This is a genomic window from Halolamina sp. CBA1230 (assembly GCF_002025255.2).
Lineage (GTDB): Archaea > Halobacteriota > Halobacteria > Halobacteriales > Haloferacaceae > Halolamina.
In genome coordinates this window covers 105,993-125,835 of record NZ_CP054589.1, presented here as the reverse complement: position 1 = coordinate 125,835, position 19,843 = coordinate 105,993, and the positions used below count along the sequence as shown (strand labels likewise).

Below are 19,843 nucleotides of genomic sequence, written 5' to 3'. Positions count from 1 at the left end.
CGAGGTCATTCGTCTCCGAGTTCCGAAAGCCGAGACTGGATTTCCTCGGCATCCGCCTCAGAGAGCGCCTCAACACCGAACTGGACGAGTAGCGGGTAGAAGTGGCGGTTCTTCTTGAACTCGTCCTGCCCCGCCTTGCGGAGCTTCAGCTGGGACTCGAGGTAGGTGTCCTCCATCTCGTCGAGGACATCGTCCGGAATGTAGATCGTCCGCCCATTCCACTCGTCCTTGATGTTCGTCTTCGTTCTGCTCGTTTCGTTCGTTTCACTCGTTGAAGTCGATTCGGTCGTTTCGGTCGATGAACTGGTTTCCTCCGTTTCACTCACCTCACTCGTTTCGCTGGAATCAGCCTCCTCGTCCTCCTCTTCGTAGTTGCCCTCGATGCCGGAAGCATCGCCCCAGCCGTCGGTCATGCTTCCACCTCCTCAGGTGCGGTCTTCTCAAACGTCTCGTCGAACAGGTCGGCGATCTGGTTGAACAGGTCGCGTGCATCCTCGACGCGCTGGTTCTCCTTGCCGAAGCCGAAGACGGACACACCCTCGCCAATCGATTGAGAGAGGTCGGTCCGCTTCGGGATCTCGAACACTGGGAGGGAGTACGCCGACTTGATCTCCTCGATGGTATCGCGGTGCTCAGCGTTCTGCTCGACACGGTTACAGACGATGGCGAGCCGGTTGATGTCTCCGTACGCCTGTTCGAGAGAGCTCAGCTGCTTGGCGAAAATCTGGAGGCTGTTGGCGTTGAGCTTCTCGGGAATGACGGGGATGACGACGTTGCCGGTCGCGACGAGGGCGTTGTCGGTGAGGACGTTCAGGGATGGCGGCGTGTCGACGATGATGTAGTCGTAGTCCTTCTCGAGTTCGTCAAGAGTCATCTCCAAACGCTCGCGACTCTTCGGCGCCTCAAGCAGCGTCTGGATGTTCTTGTTGTTCGCGAGCTTCTCGCTGGCAGGGAGGATGTCGAATTCCTCGTGCTCGACGATAATGTCGTTCACCGACTCCATCTGGTCGAAGTCGAGGACGTCGAACAGCGTTGTGCGGTCGGTGTCGTAGTACAGATCGTTGTAGCCGAGTGAGCAGGTGAGCCCACCGTGATAGTCGATATCGACCAGGAGAACGTCATGGCCCCGGGCAGCTAGCGCCCCGCCTGTGTGAATGACGTCAGTCGTCTTCCCAGCGCCTCCCTTTTGATTCGCCACGGTGATTCGTGCAGTGTTGGTGTCAGTCATTTCCGTCGTTTACCTCGTTGTGTTCGTTTCGTTCGTTTTGCTCGTTATGCTTGTTCTGTTCGTTTGGTTCGGTGAGGGTGTTTCACTCGGTGAGAGGAATACTACGATGTTAAAACCAACTGTTCGTTTCACTCGTTGAAGCAAACACACTCGTTGCCATCAATCTATTCGTTCTATTCGTTACGTTCGTTTCTCTCGGTTTGATCATCGAGGGCAGGTCGACCAGGACATCCTCAACCAGTTCGTTCCTCAGAATTCGTTCATTACCCTCGTGTTGCTCGTTCTGTTCGTTTTGTTCGTTTAATTCGTTATAGTCGTTCCGCGTGTTTTCGACAGGGGCCAAGGCTACCTCCGAGACGAATGAAGAGATAGTGGCTTCATGGCCATTCGAGTAAGACTTTTAACTGTTACCGGATTATTGGTAACCACCAGATGTACGAAGTGCTCGACGACACGGCGGCGCAGATCGTCCTCGCCGTCGAGAGTGGTGACTCTATCCGCCGTGTCGCCCAACACCTCCACACGCCGTACGAGACGGTGCGACAGGCCGTCAATCGGCTGGAAGACGCAGGCTATGTCCGCTATGACGACGGCCTCGCTGTCGTCGACGAGCGCGTACGCGACGCAGCGCTCGAGCTCGCCGCTGCCAGTGCCGGCGTCAGTCCACCCTCCGTCGAGGAAACGTACGTCATCCCACAGTTCAGTGACTGGTCGTTCGCGTTCACGCGGATCGACGCCGTCTACGTGTGGACGCAGGGCGGCTACCAAGTCAGTCGCGAGCCCGACGACTATCCATTGTTCCTCGCTGTTCGTGAGCAGGACGTCGACGCCTGGGAGACGTTTTTCGAATCGTTCGACCTCCCGACCGCATTCGAGCGACAGCCCCGAGACGAGTTGGACGGACCGCTGCAGATCGTCCTCGAGCCACGCGCGTCACTCGATATCGAGCACGTCGAAGGGTACCCGGTGATCCCAAGAGCCGAGACGATCGAGTATATGCGCGAGAACTACGCCCAGTTCCAGTCGGGGCTGGCGATGCTCGACCGGATGTACGAGGATCTCGATCTTGACGTTGCCTACCGTCAGCTACCCACCGCTGAAGTGGTGGGCTTGTCGGTGGACTCCCGTTCAAACTCCAAGCTGGAGTAGACACTGGACGTGTCGCTCACGTTCAACGTCCCCGACTTCAGGGCAAGCTGACCGTTGCCCAACCCATCGGGACGTTTGCCCGATGGTAAAGCTAACAGGCGGAGGCCGACGTTCTTCGCCGCGTTGTAGTCGCCGTCCACCTCGTACCCACACTCGTTGCACGCGAACCAACCGTCCGAGTCGCGGTTCGTGTTCGACTGGTGGCCGCACTTCGAGCAGGTTTGAGAAGAAAACGCAGGGTTGACCGACTCGACTCGAATCCCGTACTCGGCGGCCTTGTATTCAATTTGCGCTTGCAGTTCACGGAACGCCCAGTTGTGCATCTGTCGCTTCAATTGGTTGTCGTGGGTGTCCATCCGCTCGCGGATGTGGGTCAGGTCTTCGACGGCGATGTACGAGCAATCGCGCCGCAGGGCTTCTTCCACGATTCCGCGCGATATGTTGTGCAGGCGATTCAGGACGAAGCGGTTTTCCCGTCCCGACAGTCGCTGCAACGCCTGCCGAGCGGAACGGGTGCCTTTGTCCTGAAGGCTTCGTCGCACGCGGAAATAGTGGTTCTGCCCCCACAGTAGTTCGCCACCGTCGAAGAACCGTCCTGTGCTGGTCACGGCGACGTTCTTCAGGTTCAAATCCACACCGAGCACGCGGTCGCCGTCGCGCTTGTCTACTTCTTTCTGGATGACGATGTGGAGATAGAACGCATCCTCGTCAGGACGGTAGTGGAGCGTCCCCATCCGTTTCTCGTAGTCGTCGTCTTCGAGGTACGACCGCTGGTACTCACCGAGTACGAAGTCGGCCTCGACACGCCCGTTTACCGTCGAGAGTGTGGCGTACTCGTCTTTGATTGTCAGAGTGCGTTTGTCGTAAACGGCAGAGGGTTCATTGAACGAGGGAAGCGGGCGGTTGTTGCCTTTCTCCCACTCCGCGACGGTGCTTTTCATCGCTTCGACGGCTTTCGAGTAGGCCCGTACCACGAGGTTGGCGGGCAGGTCGGTTTCGTCCCGCAGGTCGTGGTATACTTCGTCGTGGATGGTTGATTTGTTGAGAATCAGGTCGCCATCGTCGTCTCTGCCGTGATCGATAGTGTAGTTGGCGGCGGTGTTGAACTGCTGGATGGTCTGATGGAGGTCGTCACGCCGCTCTTTGGGTACGTTGAGTTTGACCGGAACGGTGCGTTTGACCTCCATCGACCTTCACATGCGTACCCTTTGTTTATATATTCTATGTCAGCGTTGGGGAGTCGGCCTTGCCATAGCTAGTGGGTTAGCTCATAGAGCTTACGCGCTTCCTCCCAGGGATAAAGCGGTGTGCTTCCGTGCTGTTACCGCTATGTAAAACCGAGCGTACCTAGGCAGATACGCAAATCGTGCGAGACTTTATACCTCGGCAGAGCCAAGATTTGTTTGACCAATGAGTCTGGACGACGCTGTTGAAGAAGCTCTCGCAACATACGGGATGTCGCGGAGCGAAGAGGCCGAAGAAACCGGCCGCACGGTCGCGACGCTCCAGGACTAACGTACGCTGCTTACTCGAGATTCCGGATTTTCTCTGCGAACTCCGCTTTAGATAGTCCGGGGGTTTCCATCAGCTCGGGGTTGTCGGTGCGCTCAACCGCTTCTTCGACGAATCCGACCCAGAGCTCCTCGTGCGCTGTTGCGTAGACTGTCTTCGCTTCTGCGGGATACATATCCAGATCGTATGCCGTCAGGTCGATCTGGACCTCGTGTTTCCGCTCAAGCGTTGTCGCTCCGAAGTCAGAGAGATGCTTGAGGAGCACATTCTTCCGACGAACCGTCAAGAGACGCTTTGACTCGTTAATATACTCGTTTACCCACTCCCGCCAGTCGTATGTCTCTGAGTCGATTTCCACGGAGGTCTCTGGCATCGAGAAATCGGGAGCAATCCGACGGAGGTAGAACTGAATCAGGGCAACAGCAGTCCGATGGTTCGCATTCGGAAGCGCGTGTTTGAGAATGAGATTTGAGGCGAGACGGCCTGCAACATCAGTCGCGTTGCCCTCCCACGACACCCGGTTGAGCGCGTCTGGGAGTGCATCGATGTCGATGTTCTTGTACGCTTCAACGGGAACTCCTTCTTCTTCCTCGTTCTGGGCTATGAGCGCTTGATAGATCTCGAGGAGCCGAGCAACGATGGTACCGTTATCAGCACCCATCTCTGAGAGTGCCTCGCCAAGATCGAATTCGAGATCCCCGACGTCCCCACCACCGACGCGAGACGTATAGATACCGAAGAACTCGCTGTCAAGATCGTACTTGCGAACCTTCACCGCCACGTCATCGTCGTACTCGACCATTCTGGCAACGATCTCCGATGGAGTCTCGTGGACAAAATCAAGAGAGAACTGATTGTTGCCCGGATGATGATAATAGACGTGACCCATCTATCTGATTCGCTGTACTTGGAGGAGCATCTTAATTCACGTCCTCCTCGGATCGACCCGGCATCAGGATTCCATCGAACCGAGTCTCTCCCGGTCGACGTTGATTCGGAGACGATACTCACTGTCGTAGCGTCCCTGTTCGTTTCGCGTTGGGTCGAGCAGCGAGTACCCGCTTGTGAATGATTCGAGGATCGTCTCACGCGTCGGGAGGTCGATACCCAGCTGGTCTGCCAGGTAGACGATCCGCTTGGTCGCAGCGCCATTGTCGAGTCGCTGGAGGTACTCACCGACCGTCGTCCACGAACAGTCCCGATCGTCCGCGGCGACCATCGCCTGTGCGAGTTCGCGGATGCCACCACCAAACTCGGGATGGTCGGCACAGTCAACGAGCGTCTTCTCTATGTCTGCGACGTCCACGGCGGTACCCTCGATGGCCGTCGGCTCGTACCCGAAGAATTTGCGCTCGGTGACCGTCACGACGCGATAGGGGACGCCGTGGATCTCCCGACTCTGTGCCCGGGAGGGGGTGACGACGTACACCGTCCGGGGCACTTGTTCGGTCAGCCCGTGGTGGTCAAGGGCGGTGTAGTAGCCGACGTACATGGGCTCGGCAACGTGCGAGGCGATGAGATACTCGTGCGTCGTATACACGCCCTCTTCACCGGCCGCAAGCGGGATGATGAGGTATCGACCGGGAAACAGTCGGTCCAGCCATCCTTTCTCGGTGAGCCGGGAGGCGATCTCTCGGGCGGTGTTCGGGGCGACCGCTAGAGTCGTCTCGATGTCGTCGACGGAGATGATCTGGTGACCCGCGCCGGCGAGTCGTGAGAGGAGGCGGCTCTCACGGTTGGACAGCCCCTGTCGTATATTTTGAGTGTCTTGTGAGTCGTTCATCCCTGCATTTTAGACATAGAATATGAATACGAGCGGGTCTTGAACGTTGTTTATCCGGAATTTGGCTGGATAGAAGGCTCTCGCAAAAGAACCCGTCTCGTTTCAGGGGTCTTGAACCAGAGTCCGTCAGTATTGCTCGATGTCGATGACTTGTTTCATCTCTTCGTGAGTGGAGTCCCATCTCCGGCGACGACTAGCGCATCTAGCTCGCGTCAAACCGTTAGCGCTCACCGCGTTGAGGACCATTCAGTCGGTACGTTCTTCCGGTCGTTCGAGCATCGTATGTCGTGAACGACCGATGCCGTGTGTGGATAGATCGGTCCCTTCCTCGTCGAGTCTTAAGAGGTAGCTCTTGAGCGCTTCTCGGTCGATATCCGGCTGTTCCTTAGGAATTCGTATGTCACCTGAGTGCTGGCGCTCCACTACGGATGAAACGCGGTCCACTAACCAGTCTATATCACTTTCTACGAGCCGGTTTACTCGTTGCTTGAACGTGCTGTACGCGTCCGTCTGCTCCCCTTGCGATGTGAAGCGCAGCCCATACTCACAGGCGTTGACTGATTCTTTGAGCGTCTCCCAGTCATACACCAACGCATCCGGAACGGGGTACCGTCTACCGCCGTTGATCTTAGCTCTGATACCGGTTGGCCGTCCTGCAGAACACGCATTCTCCGGGACGTACACCAGTGACGTGTTTTTGCGAATCCCGAACACGTCGATGAAGACCGATCGGGAAAGCGTATGCTCCAAGTTCGTCGCGTCGACGACTTCGGGAAACACGAAGAAGGCCTGATTGTACTCGTACAGGGAAGTCAGTGTACGCCACTGATCACGGTTCACCGAGAACCGGCGGTCTGAATCCGATTCGACGGTGTACGGCCGCTTGTATTGAAAGACGACAGATTTGAGCAACGGCAGGTTCGTGTCGTACCCCAAGATGTTCTCCATCCGCCGATTAGGCGAGAGGGCTGCGGGCCCGGTGAACTTTTCTTCGAGATCTCCGAGCATGTGGTGCGTGGCGTTGACTGTAAGGGTGTTCTCTGTCGGCGTTTCTGTCATAGTGGCAGAAATATGGCCGCCGTTGAAATTGGTTCTGGACGGATTTAGAACAGCTGTTCGCGTATCTCTGTGCCGTACTCAAGTGTCCGGTCGTCAATCTGTTCGTTGACATCCTCGAGGGACGCATCCTGAGATACAACTAGATCAAGGTACTCCAGGATGAGATCTGCATAGAGTTCGCGGGCGTGGATAAGAAACGTACTGGCAACGAATTCCTTGTCATCGACTGAAATCAGGTTTCCACCAGTCGGTTCGTCCGGAAGTGTTGTATCCTCGTGTACGACCTTGTTCCGGTAGTCATACAGTGTTCTGAAGAACTCTCCTATCCGCTTTGACGACCAATCGCGAGCATTCTGCTCACCCAGAAGCACTGCCGTCCGAACACCGAGCCGATATTTATTCCCGCCAGGAGAGCCACCTTTCAGCACGGTTGTTTCGCAGCCGACGACGCAGTCGACTAATTGATCCTCGAGGGACTCCCGGCTGAACATTCGCTCGAACCGGGCCAGCGGGTTCTGAAACTTGTCATGGCCGGGTGCGATTCGACGTCGATGATCTCTCCACAGCCGAGGGATCTCCAGGGCACGATCTTCGGCGATATGCGTTCCTGTCGTCGAACTCGGACACTCGAATTCGAGCTCGAAAGTGACCGGTGCCGCAATCCCACGGTACGTTTCCCAGCCCGGAACTACGTTGTAGCCTTTCTCGTAGCCAACAGTTCCCAACGGGCAGAGAAGCCGCAGACACCGACGAACGCTCGCCGCGAGATACTCGATCACCTCGGTCAGCTGCTGCCAGGGATAGACGTCGACCGGTGTGACGTCGAAGTCGGGACGTTCCCAAGGCGTGATTTCGGTGCCATCGATTTCGCGAGCGATCTCTCTAAAGGGGCGCCGGCGTCGGAGAACGATTTCTAGCGCTGCGTTCGGGCCGCCTGCATCGAGCGTCTCGACTGGTTCGAGGACGCTCGTCCCCGGGGCTTCGTGCGTCGCGATTCCGGCTTCCTCCAGACGGTCTAAGGGACGAATCCGGAGGGTGTCAACGGCGTATGGTCCCAGATAGTCCGGGCTACCTTGGATCTCCGTTTCGAGGTCAATCGTGATATCTGGCTCGATGGAGGTGTTCTTCAGAACGAGCAGAAATCGGGAGTATTCTCGATCGGTGAACCGGGGCTCGAACTGCTCCTCGAAGGCGGTTGCAAAGGCATCCTTGTCGAACTGAAACTCGCCGGCGTAGTTCAACACGACCCCGACGAACTCGAACAGTCCCCGTTCGATAGACTCGACACGGTTGGCTTCGGATAACTGATCGTCGTCGGGAGGATCCGGGAGCTGATCGTAGATGACCTGCGCCGCCTCTGCAAATTCACCACCATAGAGATTATCGAAGAGATCCCTGTCGTCGAAGAGGTCACCGGGAGCTGGAACCGAGACTTCCTCGGTGTTCTGCATAAACCCGCCAGCACTCAGCTGATTGAACGTCCGCGTTGGTGGATTGACATCCACGTCGGAGTGCCGTTCGATGACGGCTTGGACTCCATCTTTGATTAGCGGGCGCACATCAGCGCCCCACTCAGGTGGCATTCTATCAGGGACCACTCTACCCTTCCACTTAGTTCACCGTTAGACCGGCTGATTCTCGTCCGCCGCGTCCGTCGTGTCATCATCCACTGACCGGTTGGGTGACTCGTCCGTAATCTCCGTAATTTCTCGATAGAGGTGTAGGAATACGTAGCCAAGACCACATACCCACGCTGCGAACACAGCTATCGAGCGTACACCTGCTGGTCCGAGCTCGGTTGCTATCCCCAACACACGAAGGAGGTACGCAAGCGAAGGCACAACGACCGCCAAGAGAATCGCGATCACACTCGCTTTGAGAGTTCCTGTTACATTCGCTGGGTCAAGGGCTTCGTATCGGCTCACGAGCCGCTGTCGTTCGTCGGTGAGTGCCTTCCGCCGACTCCGAAGCTGGAGCCAGCGGCGATGGTTTCGATTGTGCCGTCTGGCGCTCTGGATGTCGGCTTGAACGTTCGCCGCCTGTGAGCCCTCTGACTCGCGATAGAACTCCCGTTCCGGTGAGAACCGGGGTTTTTCGACATATCGAGGCTCGTCAATATTGTGGGTCTTGTCCTCGATATCGGTCTGTTCGCTGTCGAGGCCGCGAAGCTTGGCGTCGATCTCTTCGATCCGGCGGTTGATCCAGTGGCGTTCGGCCTTGAGATTTGAGAGGTTACTGACTAAGAGGGCGGTCAGAATCCCGATAAAGACGCTTGCCGAAGTAGCGAGTGCGGCGTAGAAACCTGCTGGCATACGTTCGTAGGTGGGGCGTTGGTCCTCCGTCGGTACAGGAATTTATTACGGCGGCATTTAAACACCTGCTAACATGCCGAAGGCGGATCAAAAAACAGTCTCACAGGTCTTCTCGGACGCAAAATTACAAGTCCCACTCTATCAGCGAAGCTACGCTTGGGAACCGCAGCAGGTCGAGGACCTCCTGAACGATATTGACTACGTCTATCGCCGGCGCTACGGCTCTCCGAACGCTCGTAGCGTGACTACTGCCTCATCTGATGCGGACAGCAACGACACGAACGGGAATTCAGACGTCTACCACTACTTCGGGACGTTGGTTCTCAACGCGAGAGGCAAGCAGGACATGATGGGGTCGGAGTGGACAGTTTACGACATAATTGACGGGCAACAGCGGCTCACGACGACCAACGTCTTCATCGCCTGCATCGTGGAGGAGATCGAGGCGATCGCGGATGCATTCGATGCTGCGGGGCTCGGCAAGGAGGATCTCCCGGAAGGTGTCGTTCGCGCTCCTGGCTATCTTGCCACGAATTACACGGAGAACTATCTCAAGCTTGGCGACCGGAAGGAGGGCCGCCATCTTGAGCCCGGGGAACTCACTGAAGCAGCGTATGCTGAACTCATCATCGACCAGGGTGATCCACAGACGATCCTTGGCGATGACGAGCGGCTTGTCCCGGAGAAGAAGCTGGCCAGAGCGAAAGTGATCATCCAGAAGTGGATCCGTGAGAAGCGGGAACTCTTCCTCGGTGATGAAGACCTGGGGCAGGCTACGGAAGCGGATCTCCTCGAATACTATACGGCCATCAAGCGGTATACGGGTGTTCTCACCTCCCAATTCAAACTCACCTCCCAAGAGGTCGAGAGTACGGACGAGGCAGGTCGGCTCTTCGAGGCTGTCAACGACCGAGGGCGGGATATCACCCTTGCCGACAAGGTCAAATCGTACCTGATCTACGTCTCCGGCGAATTCGACACGTTGGACTCAGAAGCAGTCGCCCGCCGATTCAACGACGCCGTCGAAACGGTCGCCCAGTACGCCACCGACGATGACGACATCGACCAGCTAGTTCAGTTCCACTGGGAGCTCTTTACGGGAGAGTACAAGAAGGTCCGCAAGAACCGATCTGGCCCGACGCCAATCCACCGACGTATCAAGGAATCACCCCGGCATATTCCCCTCGAACGAGATCCAGAAGAGGTCGCGACGTGGGTCAACAACTACGTCGACACGCTCTCGAGCGTCTCCAAATCTTACGTCCAAGCGAATTATCTCGACGTCTTCAACCGGCAAACCGACGTCTCGCCCCAGGTTCAGGCTCGCGTCAAGTCCCTCCACAACATCAACTTCTCCAATATCGCGCCGCTCATCATCGCAGCCATCGAGCGATACGATGCTGACAGCCCGGAGTTCGCGCGGATTGCTACGCTCTGTGAGGTCTATTCGTTTCGCGTCTACCAGGTCGCCAAACGATCGCAACGGACCGCACGCCGCGAGTTCAAGGAGGCAGCGCACCGGCTCTACGCCTCCGAGTTCGAGGACGGCTTCGTCGAGGACCTGTTCGGTGAAGCGGTCGTTGACCCGCCCTACGAGAACCCAGCTGTCGCCGTCGACGAGGTGACGGCGTATCTCGACAATTACATCGGCCGGCACTGCCCCGACAACGACTTCGTCGAGTACCTGACGCGGTCGGACATCATCCAGGGGAGCGACACGCGCGGGTGGCCGGGCTTCTGCAACAAGGGTGCGATCCGGTTTCTGTTGTTCGAGTACGAGAAGCACCTTCGCCAGGAGAAGAACACGGATACGTCGCTGAAAATGCTCCCCAGCGTGATGGACCTCGACGAGTTTACGATCGAGCACATCGCGCCGCGAACGCCGGAGACCAGCGTTGCGGAGCTTGAAAATCACGAGGAGAACGTGAATCGGCTGGGGAATCTCGCGCTCCTCGGGCCGAAGGATAATCCGTCAGCGTCGAACGACGATTATGCGACGAAGTACGAGGAGATCTACCAAGACGCGCAGATGGAGATCCTTGGTGATGACCTTCCAGCTCCGGCAGCGGGCTGGGACGTCGACGCGCTGGATGCACGAGCGCGGGATATCGTGGCCTTCGCGCTCGACCACTGGAGTGGCGAATCGGCGGCCGTCGTTACGATGGCACAGGGAAGTTCCGACGCAGCTGAGGAGGCAGCCACAGATCCGAGGACGGGCATCGCGTTCACCATCCGTGATGATGCACAACGGGCGTATGCGGAGGGCGTCGACGTGGATCCCTCGCGAGTGAAACTCGTCCGGCAGGGTGACGCGGATATGCCGAGTTCCGGCGCCGATGGGGTAACCGAACTCCCACAGTGCTCCTGTGGGGCGCTCTACACTCGCATCTCCGATGGAGAGGATGACACAGAGATGTACGAGTGCGTCTGTGGGTCATCGTTAGAAGCTCCGAATCTCGCCGGGATCACTCGGTCGATTCTCGCTGATTGAGGTGTCTCACCTCTTTTTGTAACGTCGTCGGCTGGAGATCACTCGTCCTATCTTACCAAACAATTCGGATGTATCCCTTGGCTAGGTTTTGGTAAGATCAGTCGTCGAGAAGCCTCTCCACCTTCGTCTGAAGGTGATTGAATGCCTCCTCTGCAGTTTCTACATCTGCTGCGCCAGTGATGACGACGTTACCATTCGCGAAGACTAACAGCACGGCTGGGAAATCCGGCGGCCGATAGATGAGGCCAGGGAACTGCTCGGGTTCGTACTCGACTGCTTCTAGTCCCAGCCCGATCGACAACGCATTGAGGTTCACCGATCGCTGCAACTCTCCCGTACAGACGACGTTCTGGACGGTAAACCCGGTCTCGATGGATGAATCGATGATGTCCAGCCCGGCGAGGGTCTGCAGGAACGCACGGTTTGTCTCGTGTAATTCCTCGAAGTTGGAACAGCCGCTGATGATGTACTTGCCGCTCCGGTAGAGGGTGATGAGTGGCCCATTCTCGACAAGCCGTACGTAGAGACCGTGGTAGTTCTCGGGATCGTATTCAGTGTACGGAACCGGGAGATCTCCCTCGACTTCCGCAATGTCCAGTTCGACACCGACGTCGCCCGAGCCAACGGTGTTCGCGATCTCGACCATTCAGTCCCCTCCGGACGGCGGTGACACAACGAACGCTGCCGTCACAAGGTCTGGTTCCTGTGGCGTGACGTGCTTCTCTTCCTCAAGCCGGGACAGCTCTTCTTCACGCTCTCGTCGCAGACTTTCGAGCTTCTGCTTCGCGTTTCCAATCGGCGCGGACATATCCGCACCCTGCTCAGCCCGCTGTTGGTACTGCTCTAGCCGCTCTTCCCACTCTTCGATTTGTTCTTCGAAGTATCGCTCGGCGTGCTCGCGTTTGATTTCGATCTCCCGTTCTCGCTCGGTTCGGGCCTCCTCGGCGAACGACTCAACGTGCGTCCATGCTTCCATCTCTGCAGCCTCGTAGAGGTCCTCCGCCATACTCGAAAGCCGATCAACCTCGTGCGACAACGAGACGTCACTGGGAGCGACCGTCTTCGAGAGTTCAGGAACATCCGTCGTTACACTGCCATCTGGGCGAGCATAGAGGCGAACGAACTTCTCAGTCACCACGTCGCCGGCACCGGAGACGTAGCCAAGGCGGTAATTGAACAGGATGCCAGGGGTTCGAGACGCCGTCGCAGCGACCTTCGTCGCAATTTCGCCCTGGATGCGGTCGCTGTCCAGGCAGAATTCGATGAGCGACTCGACGAGAGGATGGTCAAGCGAGATGAACTCGACATCATCCTCCTCCATCGCGATATCCTTGGTGAACGTGGCGCGTGGATACTGTCGTGCCACCTGGTTTCCACTCAGGACCTCAGGGACATCCAACTGGAACACGTCCCCTTCCATCCGGGCTGGCCCCGGTCGAACACCTTTGATAGAGCCGCCGAATTCGTCGAAGAACACTCGCACAAGCGTCTCGATGTCGTCCTCCGACACCTCGCCGTGTTGACTGCGTTCGATCACATCGAGAATCTCATCGTCCTCGCCGGAGAGGTCGAAGCGGTCGCGAATCAGGAACTCGTTTTCGACGGTCTGAATCGCTTCGCGTTTCTCCTCGATGGTCGCCTCGATATCGGCGACGACACGTTCGGTCGGCTCGCCTTCAGCGATGGCCGCCATAATCGTCTCGTCCAAGTCGACGTCCTCGAGGACGCGACCGAGGACATCAGAGCGCATCCCGAGGTCCGACTCGATCTGGTTCGTCTTCTCGATGAGCAGGTTGAGGATCTCGCTCTCGCGGGTATCGGCGAAGAAGAGATTCCGAATTTCGACCGTGTGCTCCTGGCCGTAGCGGTGGAGCCGCCCCATCCGCTGGTCGATGCGGATGGGATTCCACGGGAGGTCGTAGTTCACCATGATGTGGGCGAACTGGAGGTTGAGCCCCTCCTGGGCGGCGTCGGTCGCGAGCATCAGGTTGGCTTCCTCCTCGAATTTGCTCATCTCTTCCCGTCGACGGGACTGCTCGAGGTCGCCGTACACCTGGGCGACGTCGTGGTCAGCGAAGACCTCGTCACGTAGATACTCCAGCGTGTCCGTGTACTCGGTGAAAATCAGGATTTTCTCGTCGGGGTCCTCTGAGAGTATGCGGTCGACGAACTGCCGAAGCAATCGGGCCTTCGAGTCCGTCTCGATGTTCTTGGCCTGCTGCCAGAGCTGTTTCACGCGGTCCAGTTCCTGCTGGACTTGCGACTGGTTGAGCGTAATCGTGACCGTCTCGAGCGCCTCCTCGACCCGAGCGCGTTCTGCGTCGGTGAGCGTCTCGGGTTCGGTACTATACCGCGGAATGAGGTCCTGAACCTCGTCAGGGAGGTCTTCTGCGACGGCGTCGTTCTGAATCGCCCGCATCCGGTTTTCGAGGGACTTCCGGATCGCGTAGATACTCGAGACCAGCCGCTTCTGGTAGATGACCATCGTGAACCCCGCCGCCTGGTTCTCCTCCTGCTGGGCGAGGTTGTAGTACTCGCGGATGTACTCGGTGACGTCGTCGTACAGCTTCCGTTCCTCGCGAGTCATCTCGACCGGGAGCGCCTCGATGTTCTTCTCGGGGAACATTCGGGTCCCGTCGGTCTCGTACATATCGTCCTTCAGCCGGCGGATCATCAGGTCCTCAAGCGCCTCAGGACTGATCTGCGACTCGTGGCTGAAGCGATACGGGTCGAGCAGGCTCACGAGGAAGTAGAACTGGTCTGATTTCCCCTTGTGCGGGGTCCCGGTGAGCAGCAGCAGCGCATCGGAGTTGTCGGCGACGGCCTCACCGACCTGATACCGCTGTGTCCGCTCGATTGAGTCGTCGCTCGACCGTCTGGCCGTAAGGTGATGAGCCTCGTCGAAGACCGCGACGTCCCACTCCTCGTCGAGATTCTGGAGGGCATCAAGGACAGAGACGCGGTCCGACTCGGGGTCGTCGGTGGTCTGCTTCGCGAAGTCGATGGAGGTGATGATGAGGTCCTCTTGCTTCCAGACGTTCTGGTTGGGGTGGGACTTCCGGTGTGTACGGACCGTCTCGCGGTCGTAGATGACGAAGTTGCGGTCGAACTTCTCGCGCATTTCCTGCTGCCACTGGATAGTCAGCGGCGCCGGCGCGACGATGAGCACCCGGTCGGCGCGGTCGCGAGCGATGAGCTCTTCGATGACGATGCCGGCTTCGATGGTCTTCCCGAGGCCGACCTCGTCGCCGATGAGGTAGCGGTGGTCGTAGGAGTTGAGGATCTCGTAGGCGGCCTGCACCTGGTACGGTTCGATCTCGATGCGGTTGCTGGTCAGCGAGAGGAATCGGTCGTACTTGTAGGCGAGATCGAGCCGAATCGCCCGCTCTCGAAGGTCGTAATGGAGCGGGGCGTCGGACTGGCCTGCTGTGAGGCGGTCGACGAGCGAATCGAGTTTCTCGATGTGAGGGAGGCCACTAGGGAGTTTGCGGAGCTGCCCCTCGGAGGTGTAGACGTGGAGCAGGTGGCCGCCGTTGGGCCGTTCCTCGATTTTTGTGATTTCTCCACGCCCGCCGGCGAACTTAACGTGGTCGCCGACCTCGAAGTCAGTCATCCTGGACTGCCGATTCGACGATTTCGATTTCCTCGTCGGTCAGTCCGTAGAGGTCGTAGACGATTTTATCGATGAGCTGGTTGGTCTTCTCGATTTTCTCCTCCAGCTCGTCGGCACGCTCACGCACCTCAATATACTGCTCCAGCCCAGTTTGAACCTCGTCGAAGTCAGGGAGCGTCAGGTTTTTCAGTCGATCTAACGGTGAGTTCGTCTTAGTCGCACCCTGCCGGAAGCCCGCGAAGCCGCCACCCTCCTCAACGGCAACGGGGACAAACTCACGAAGGAGCGTCTCCTCGGCCTCCGAGAAGCCGACAAAGGCCATCGCATCGTAGCGCTCGAACTCTGACTCGGCGAGTCGTCCGTAGCTGTCGGTCTCTCGCGGGTCGTCCTTGTCGGGCTTGTAGCTGATGCTTACCGACAGCACCACACGCCCGCCATCGTCCTTGAAGGATACGCCCTCGATTCGCAGGCTGTCGTACTCCACTGTGGTTTCGGTCAGCGGCGTATCCGCGACGCCCGCAACTGGCATCTGCAGACCCTCCAGTGACTCGCCCGCCTTTGAATTCGGCAGGTCACCGCTCGAGATCCCGAGGTAGTCCAAGAGCGAGAGATTGAGAGATTGTCGCTCGTCGCGTAGTTGCATCATCTTATCAGCCAGTTCCGACAGCGACTTGCCTGTCTCTTCGTGAACCTCGTCTATCCCTTCACAGACGGGGAGTCGCTTCATGTACTGGCGCCTAAACTCATAGTAGACATCATCGCCAGAGACACCCTCTAACTTGGCGAGTATCTGCCGTAGATAGAAGGCAGACAGGGTGCTATTGAGGAGAGCCATCAGTGAGAACCGTTCTGTCGGCAGGAAGAAGCACTTATTATTCGGGTAGAGTGGACCCTCATCGTACGCGAATCGCATCTCTGGCGCTATCTCAGGATAAAGTATCTTTGGACCATCAAAATATTCGACATACTCCTCTTGAGGCTGCTGCAACTCGTACCATGCCTGCTCTGTAGCCCTTCCCTCCAGTTCCTCCTTGTACTGGCGGAGATGCTCCTCGACAGCAGGGTATCTATCAATATCGACGCCGTGAGGCATATATAGCATATAACGGCCTTGCTTCTGAATGTGATATTGACCAATATCCTCTCCTCTGATCATCGGCTTAATCACCTCCCTACTCTGCGGATCTTGGTTGACTAGTTCGTCTCGTTTCTCCTCGTTGATAAAGAAAGCAGCATTACGACCAGTGACAACACCGCGACAAATGTCCTCACTTTGGAGGACTTGTTTTAGAGGTTTACCCTTGCTCTCCAATTTACCAATTACATCAGAGACTTTTCTATTCACTAATCGCCATTCTTCCCCCTGAACGCCGTCAGGGTCCGCCTCAAACCCGGATCGTTCCACCTCAGCAGGCAGCGAGTCGAAGTCGAGAGACTCAACGGGAACATAGCGAGGTGGGGTCCCATCTGGTTCTGTATTTCTGGCTAGCAAGATTGCCGAGCGCACGGTTGCGTCTGGGAATACGGGGAGTCCGCCGAAGTCCGTGATCTCGCGGATGTTCGTCCCATTCGCAAGCAGCGAGCGGACAGAAGCACCGTAGTTTGCTCGAAGGAACTTGTTGGAAATAATTGCTCCATATTCCCCGTCTTCACGAAGGAGGTCCGAAGTTGACCGCTCGATGAAATAAATATACAGGTCAGTACGGGCTGCGTGAGTCGTGTACTCCTGGCTTAGATAGTTCTTTAATTCTTTGAATTCTTCCATCCGCACATACGGTGGATTTCCAATTACTGCATCGAACCCACTGTCTTCCTTCCGCTCGCCGTCCTGCTCATAGAACGCAATCGGGAACTCAAGTTCCCAATGGAAGAATCGCTGGTCCTCGGCCATCGCCTGCGCCGACTTGTACCAGTCCTGCCCTTCGATGTCCGCCCAAGAGTCGTCCCGAAGGGCCTCGGCCATGCGTTCGTATGCGTCTTCGGGCACGTCTAGTCCAAACTGCCCGGCGGTGTGGACGTTCGCCATAGCGATGAGGTGCTGGTACAGCGGATCTTTGCGCACTTCATCGTAGACGGCCTCCATCTCCTTGATGTCGTCTAGTGTTTCGTTGTCGATAGCGAGCAGGTCCTCGAACTGGTCCGTGACGTGCTCTAAGGCCTGCCGGCGCGTGCGGTCGAACGATTCTTGCAGGGTTAGCTGACCTTCTTCAGTTCCGTTGTCGGGGTCGCCGTTGTCAAGGACCGTCTCGATGTCGCTGCCAACCAGCGAGTTTCCCGTCTTGAGATGGTGGTCGAGGAATGCCAGCGGTTGCTCGGCGGCGAGTGTCCGAAGCCACAGCGACACCTTCGCCAGTTCGACCGCCAGCGGATTCAGATCCACGCCGTAGATACACCGCTGGGCGACCTGCCGGCGCGCCCAATTAATGTCCCGCTGCTCATCGACCGTCTCGATGCCTTCCTGTGCGGCCTGCTTCTCCTGAGCGTCGATTATTTCACGGGCAAGATAGTCGATCGCACTTGTCAGGAAGTGACCACTCCCCATTGCCGGATCAAGAATCTTGAGTTCGAAGATCCGGTCGGCGAACTCTTCGGCAAAGCCCCCCTCGCCATGTGCAGTCTGCCCTGCGAGATCCTCTCTGATGTCTTCGACCAGCGGCTCCAACGTCTCCTCCACGATATATTCAACGACGTATTCCGGCGTGTAGTACGATCCCGTAGATTTCCGCTCGCCAGAGCCAGTCGTAAGGTGGACCTCGCCCTCCTCAACGATCACCTCATCACCCTCGCCGGCGGGGACGTACTCACCGTCCTCCAGCCCGAGTGGTTCGTCGGCGACGTCGAGCTGATACTCGAGAAGCCCCTCGTAGATGCTCCCGAGGTGGCGGACGTCCAGCGACGAGTAGTCGACAAATATCTTCCCGCCGCCGTTGCCGTTCTGACTCCGAGTGAGCAGTTCGATGACCTCCGCGAGATAGGCGTCCCCGACCTGGTGGTTCGCGAGGAACCGGGCTTCGACGCTATCGTCCTCGTCCGGATCAGTTCTGAACAGCCCGCCGTTGTACGCCGGGATGTAGAGATCCTCCTCCGGGATACCGCGGGACTTGCTACCCTGGTCGATGAGTTTGAACAGCTCGTCCAGTCGGTCCCAGAGGTTGTCCTGCCAATCGCGATACTTCGGATTCGGGCTGTCGAGTTCTTCAGCGACGTCCTGCTTGAGTGTATTCAGACTGTAGGATTCCTCGTAGATCTCGTTGTTCGTGTCGAGCAGGTCACGACCCTCACTCTCTGCGTAAAGCACGAAGATGAGCCGGTAGAGGTAGATGAGCGAACTGTCGTGAATGAGGTCGAGATCCTCTTCGGAGAGGTCGTTGTCCGGGTACTGCATGAATCCCTCCGAGAGCACCTTGATCGCCTCGTAGATGTTGTCCTGGAGGTCTTCTCCCAACTCCTGGGCGAAGACGTTGGACTCATCGTAGACTTCGTCGAGGAAGCACTCGCCGCTGGAGTCCTCGAGGAATGCGCCGTGCCTGAAGAAGAGGTAGAAGTATTTGAAATCCTCAAGATCGCCCTTTTCGAGAACGGTCGGCAAGTCGATCTCGTAGTAGGAGTCGAGGCGGTGGCTCGTCGGGCCGTAGTAGAGCCGCCACTTCTTCCCGTCAGTGAGGACGGCCCACCGCGCCGGCGTCTCCTGCAGATAGACGTGAATCTGGTAGCTCGGGTTCTCGAAGTCCCGCTCGTGTTCCCCACTCCCACGGGTGTCGAGCGGACGACCCCAGCGCTTGGCGTCCGCGACGGCGACGGCGTCCTTGTAGAAATCGCCTCCTTCCTCGCGGCGCTCGAACGCGCCGCGTGCAGCGTCCTCGGACTCGAAGAAGCCGTAGTCGGGCCGCCGTTGGGTCCGGCTGGTGCTCTCCTCAACCTCGAAGGGAATGCCCAGCTTCCGGAACATCGGCCGGATAAACTTCTCCTCGAGCTGGGACTCGTTACGCTTGGGAGCCGTGCCCTTTTCGCGCTCCCATAGGTCCATGATGTCCGCTTTCGCCTCGCGGAGTTCGTCGTCGCTAAGCTCGTCCCACGCCTCGGTCTCGGGGAGGTGCTCATCCAGGTAGTAGTTCGAGAACAGGTCGCGATTCGTCCGGTAGGTGAGTGCCGTTTGCATACGTTATAGTGGAGTGACGATGAGGAACTGATCCGTGTCCTTGCTGTCGATGATAGCGTGAGCGACTTCCTTCGTATCGGCAACGTCGACGTCGACATCGTCGCCGATCCCGGCTTCGAGCATATCGAGCTCAGAACCCGAGATGTTCACCCGCCCGGAATTGCCTGAATTCCGGGCGATTGTCTTTCGAGTCATTCGCGATGCTTTGCTCAACTGACCGCCATTATATAGTCTTTACTTAGACTATCCCGTCTCGGCTGATACGATTAGCAGCATCGAAGTCACGTCAAACAGGCCGGAGATCACGCCAGCGCACGTCGACAGTTTCGCCATCTTCCAATTCAACGCGAAAGAGATACCCCTCCCGTTCATCATCGGTCACAGCTCCCGCATCGTCTGAGATGATATTGACGACAGTGCCACGACAGCCGTGAAGACGATCATGGTCCGGATCAGTCTCATCCGGAATATCGATTCGAACGCGGTCCCCAGTATCGAATCGTTTCGTCATCAGGACTCCGAAGGTTGTGTACAAGA

General features: G+C 57.5%; 15 protein-coding genes. 2 read left to right on the top strand and 13 right to left on the bottom strand.

Features of this window, described 5'->3' with window-relative positions:
• Window positions 1–5: 5 nt before the first annotated feature.
• Window positions 6–413, bottom strand: coding sequence for a hypothetical protein (locus B4589_RS17080; protein WP_079235341.1), 408 nt, complete (start codon window positions 411–413; stop codon window positions 6–8).
• Window positions 410–1,228 (bottom strand): ParA family protein, encoded by an 819-nt coding sequence (locus tag B4589_RS17075; RefSeq protein ID WP_079235342.1) that lies wholly within the window; start codon window positions 1,226–1,228, stop codon window positions 410–412. The genes B4589_RS17080 and B4589_RS17075 overlap by 4 nt, the downstream gene beginning before the upstream one ends.
• Window positions 1,229–1,660: 432 nt before the next feature.
• Between B4589_RS17075 and B4589_RS17070 the strand changes: the two genes are divergently transcribed.
• On the top strand, window positions 1,661–2,377 hold the full coding sequence (locus B4589_RS17070) for a helix-turn-helix domain-containing protein (protein ID WP_079235343.1): 717 nt from the start codon (window positions 1,661–1,663) through the stop codon (window positions 2,375–2,377).
• Here B4589_RS17070 and B4589_RS17065 read toward each other — a convergent pair.
• From B4589_RS17065 to B4589_RS17040, 6 genes are all read right to left on the bottom strand, one after another.
• Window positions 2,311–3,564, bottom strand: a complete 1,254-nt coding sequence (locus tag B4589_RS17065) for an RNA-guided endonuclease TnpB family protein (protein ID WP_143414394.1) — start codon at window positions 3,562–3,564, stop codon at window positions 2,311–2,313. The genes B4589_RS17070 and B4589_RS17065 overlap by 67 nt on opposite strands.
• Before the next feature lie 338 nt (window positions 3,565–3,902).
• Complete coding sequence (locus B4589_RS17060) at window positions 3,903–4,778, bottom strand: hypothetical protein (protein WP_079235344.1); 876 nt, start codon at window positions 4,776–4,778, stop codon at window positions 3,903–3,905.
• A 63-nt stretch (window positions 4,779–4,841) separates the two neighbouring features.
• Window positions 4,842–5,672, bottom strand: a complete 831-nt coding sequence (locus B4589_RS17055; RefSeq protein ID WP_079235345.1) for a type IV toxin-antitoxin system AbiEi family antitoxin — start codon at window positions 5,670–5,672, stop codon at window positions 4,842–4,844.
• Between the two features lie 246 nt (window positions 5,673–5,918).
• Window positions 5,919–6,731, bottom strand: coding sequence for a hypothetical protein (locus tag B4589_RS17050; RefSeq protein WP_079235346.1), 813 nt, complete (start codon window positions 6,729–6,731; stop codon window positions 5,919–5,921).
• A gap of 44 nt (window positions 6,732–6,775) precedes the next feature.
• On the bottom strand, window positions 6,776–8,329 hold the full coding sequence (locus B4589_RS17045) for a HEPN domain-containing protein (RefSeq protein ID WP_255246182.1): 1,554 nt from the start codon (window positions 8,327–8,329) through the stop codon (window positions 6,776–6,778).
• A 24-nt stretch (window positions 8,330–8,353) separates the two neighbouring features.
• Window positions 8,354–9,043, bottom strand: a complete 690-nt coding sequence (locus tag B4589_RS17040) for a hypothetical protein (protein WP_079235348.1) — start codon at window positions 9,041–9,043, stop codon at window positions 8,354–8,356.
• A gap of 73 nt (window positions 9,044–9,116) precedes the next feature.
• Here B4589_RS17040 and B4589_RS17035 point away from each other — a divergent pair, with 73 nt between their 5' ends.
• Complete coding sequence (locus B4589_RS17035) at window positions 9,117–11,534, top strand: DUF262 domain-containing protein (protein WP_079235349.1); 2,418 nt, start codon at window positions 9,117–9,119, stop codon at window positions 11,532–11,534.
• Between the two features lie 97 nt (window positions 11,535–11,631).
• On the opposite strand, the gene B4589_RS17030 is transcribed toward B4589_RS17035, so the two are convergent.
• The 5 genes from B4589_RS17030 to B4589_RS17010 all read right to left on the bottom strand — a co-directional run bounded on the left by B4589_RS17030 (window position 11,632) and on the right by B4589_RS17010 (window position 19,817).
• Window positions 11,632–12,180 carry a TATA-box-binding protein gene (locus tag B4589_RS17030; RefSeq protein WP_079235350.1) on the bottom strand — a complete coding sequence of 183 codons (549 nt, stop codon included), beginning with the start codon at window positions 12,178–12,180 and terminating at the stop codon, window positions 11,632–11,634.
• Complete coding sequence (locus B4589_RS17025; RefSeq protein ID WP_079235351.1) at window positions 12,181–15,147, bottom strand: DEAD/DEAH box helicase; 2,967 nt, start codon at window positions 15,145–15,147, stop codon at window positions 12,181–12,183.
• Window positions 15,140–19,306, bottom strand: coding sequence for an Eco57I restriction-modification methylase domain-containing protein (locus B4589_RS17020; protein ID WP_079235352.1), 4,167 nt, complete (start codon window positions 19,304–19,306; stop codon window positions 15,140–15,142). The genes B4589_RS17025 and B4589_RS17020 overlap by 8 nt, the downstream gene beginning before the upstream one ends.
• Before the next feature lie 3 nt (window positions 19,307–19,309).
• The gene (locus B4589_RS17015; RefSeq protein ID WP_079235353.1) at window positions 19,310–19,501 is read right to left on the bottom strand and encodes a hypothetical protein; all 192 of its coding nucleotides are present in this window, start codon (window positions 19,499–19,501) and stop codon (window positions 19,310–19,312) included.
• A 91-nt stretch (window positions 19,502–19,592) separates the two neighbouring features.
• Window positions 19,593–19,817 (bottom strand): hypothetical protein, encoded by a 225-nt coding sequence (locus tag B4589_RS17010; protein WP_079235354.1) that lies wholly within the window; start codon window positions 19,815–19,817, stop codon window positions 19,593–19,595.
• Window positions 19,818–19,843 lie beyond the last annotated feature (26 nt).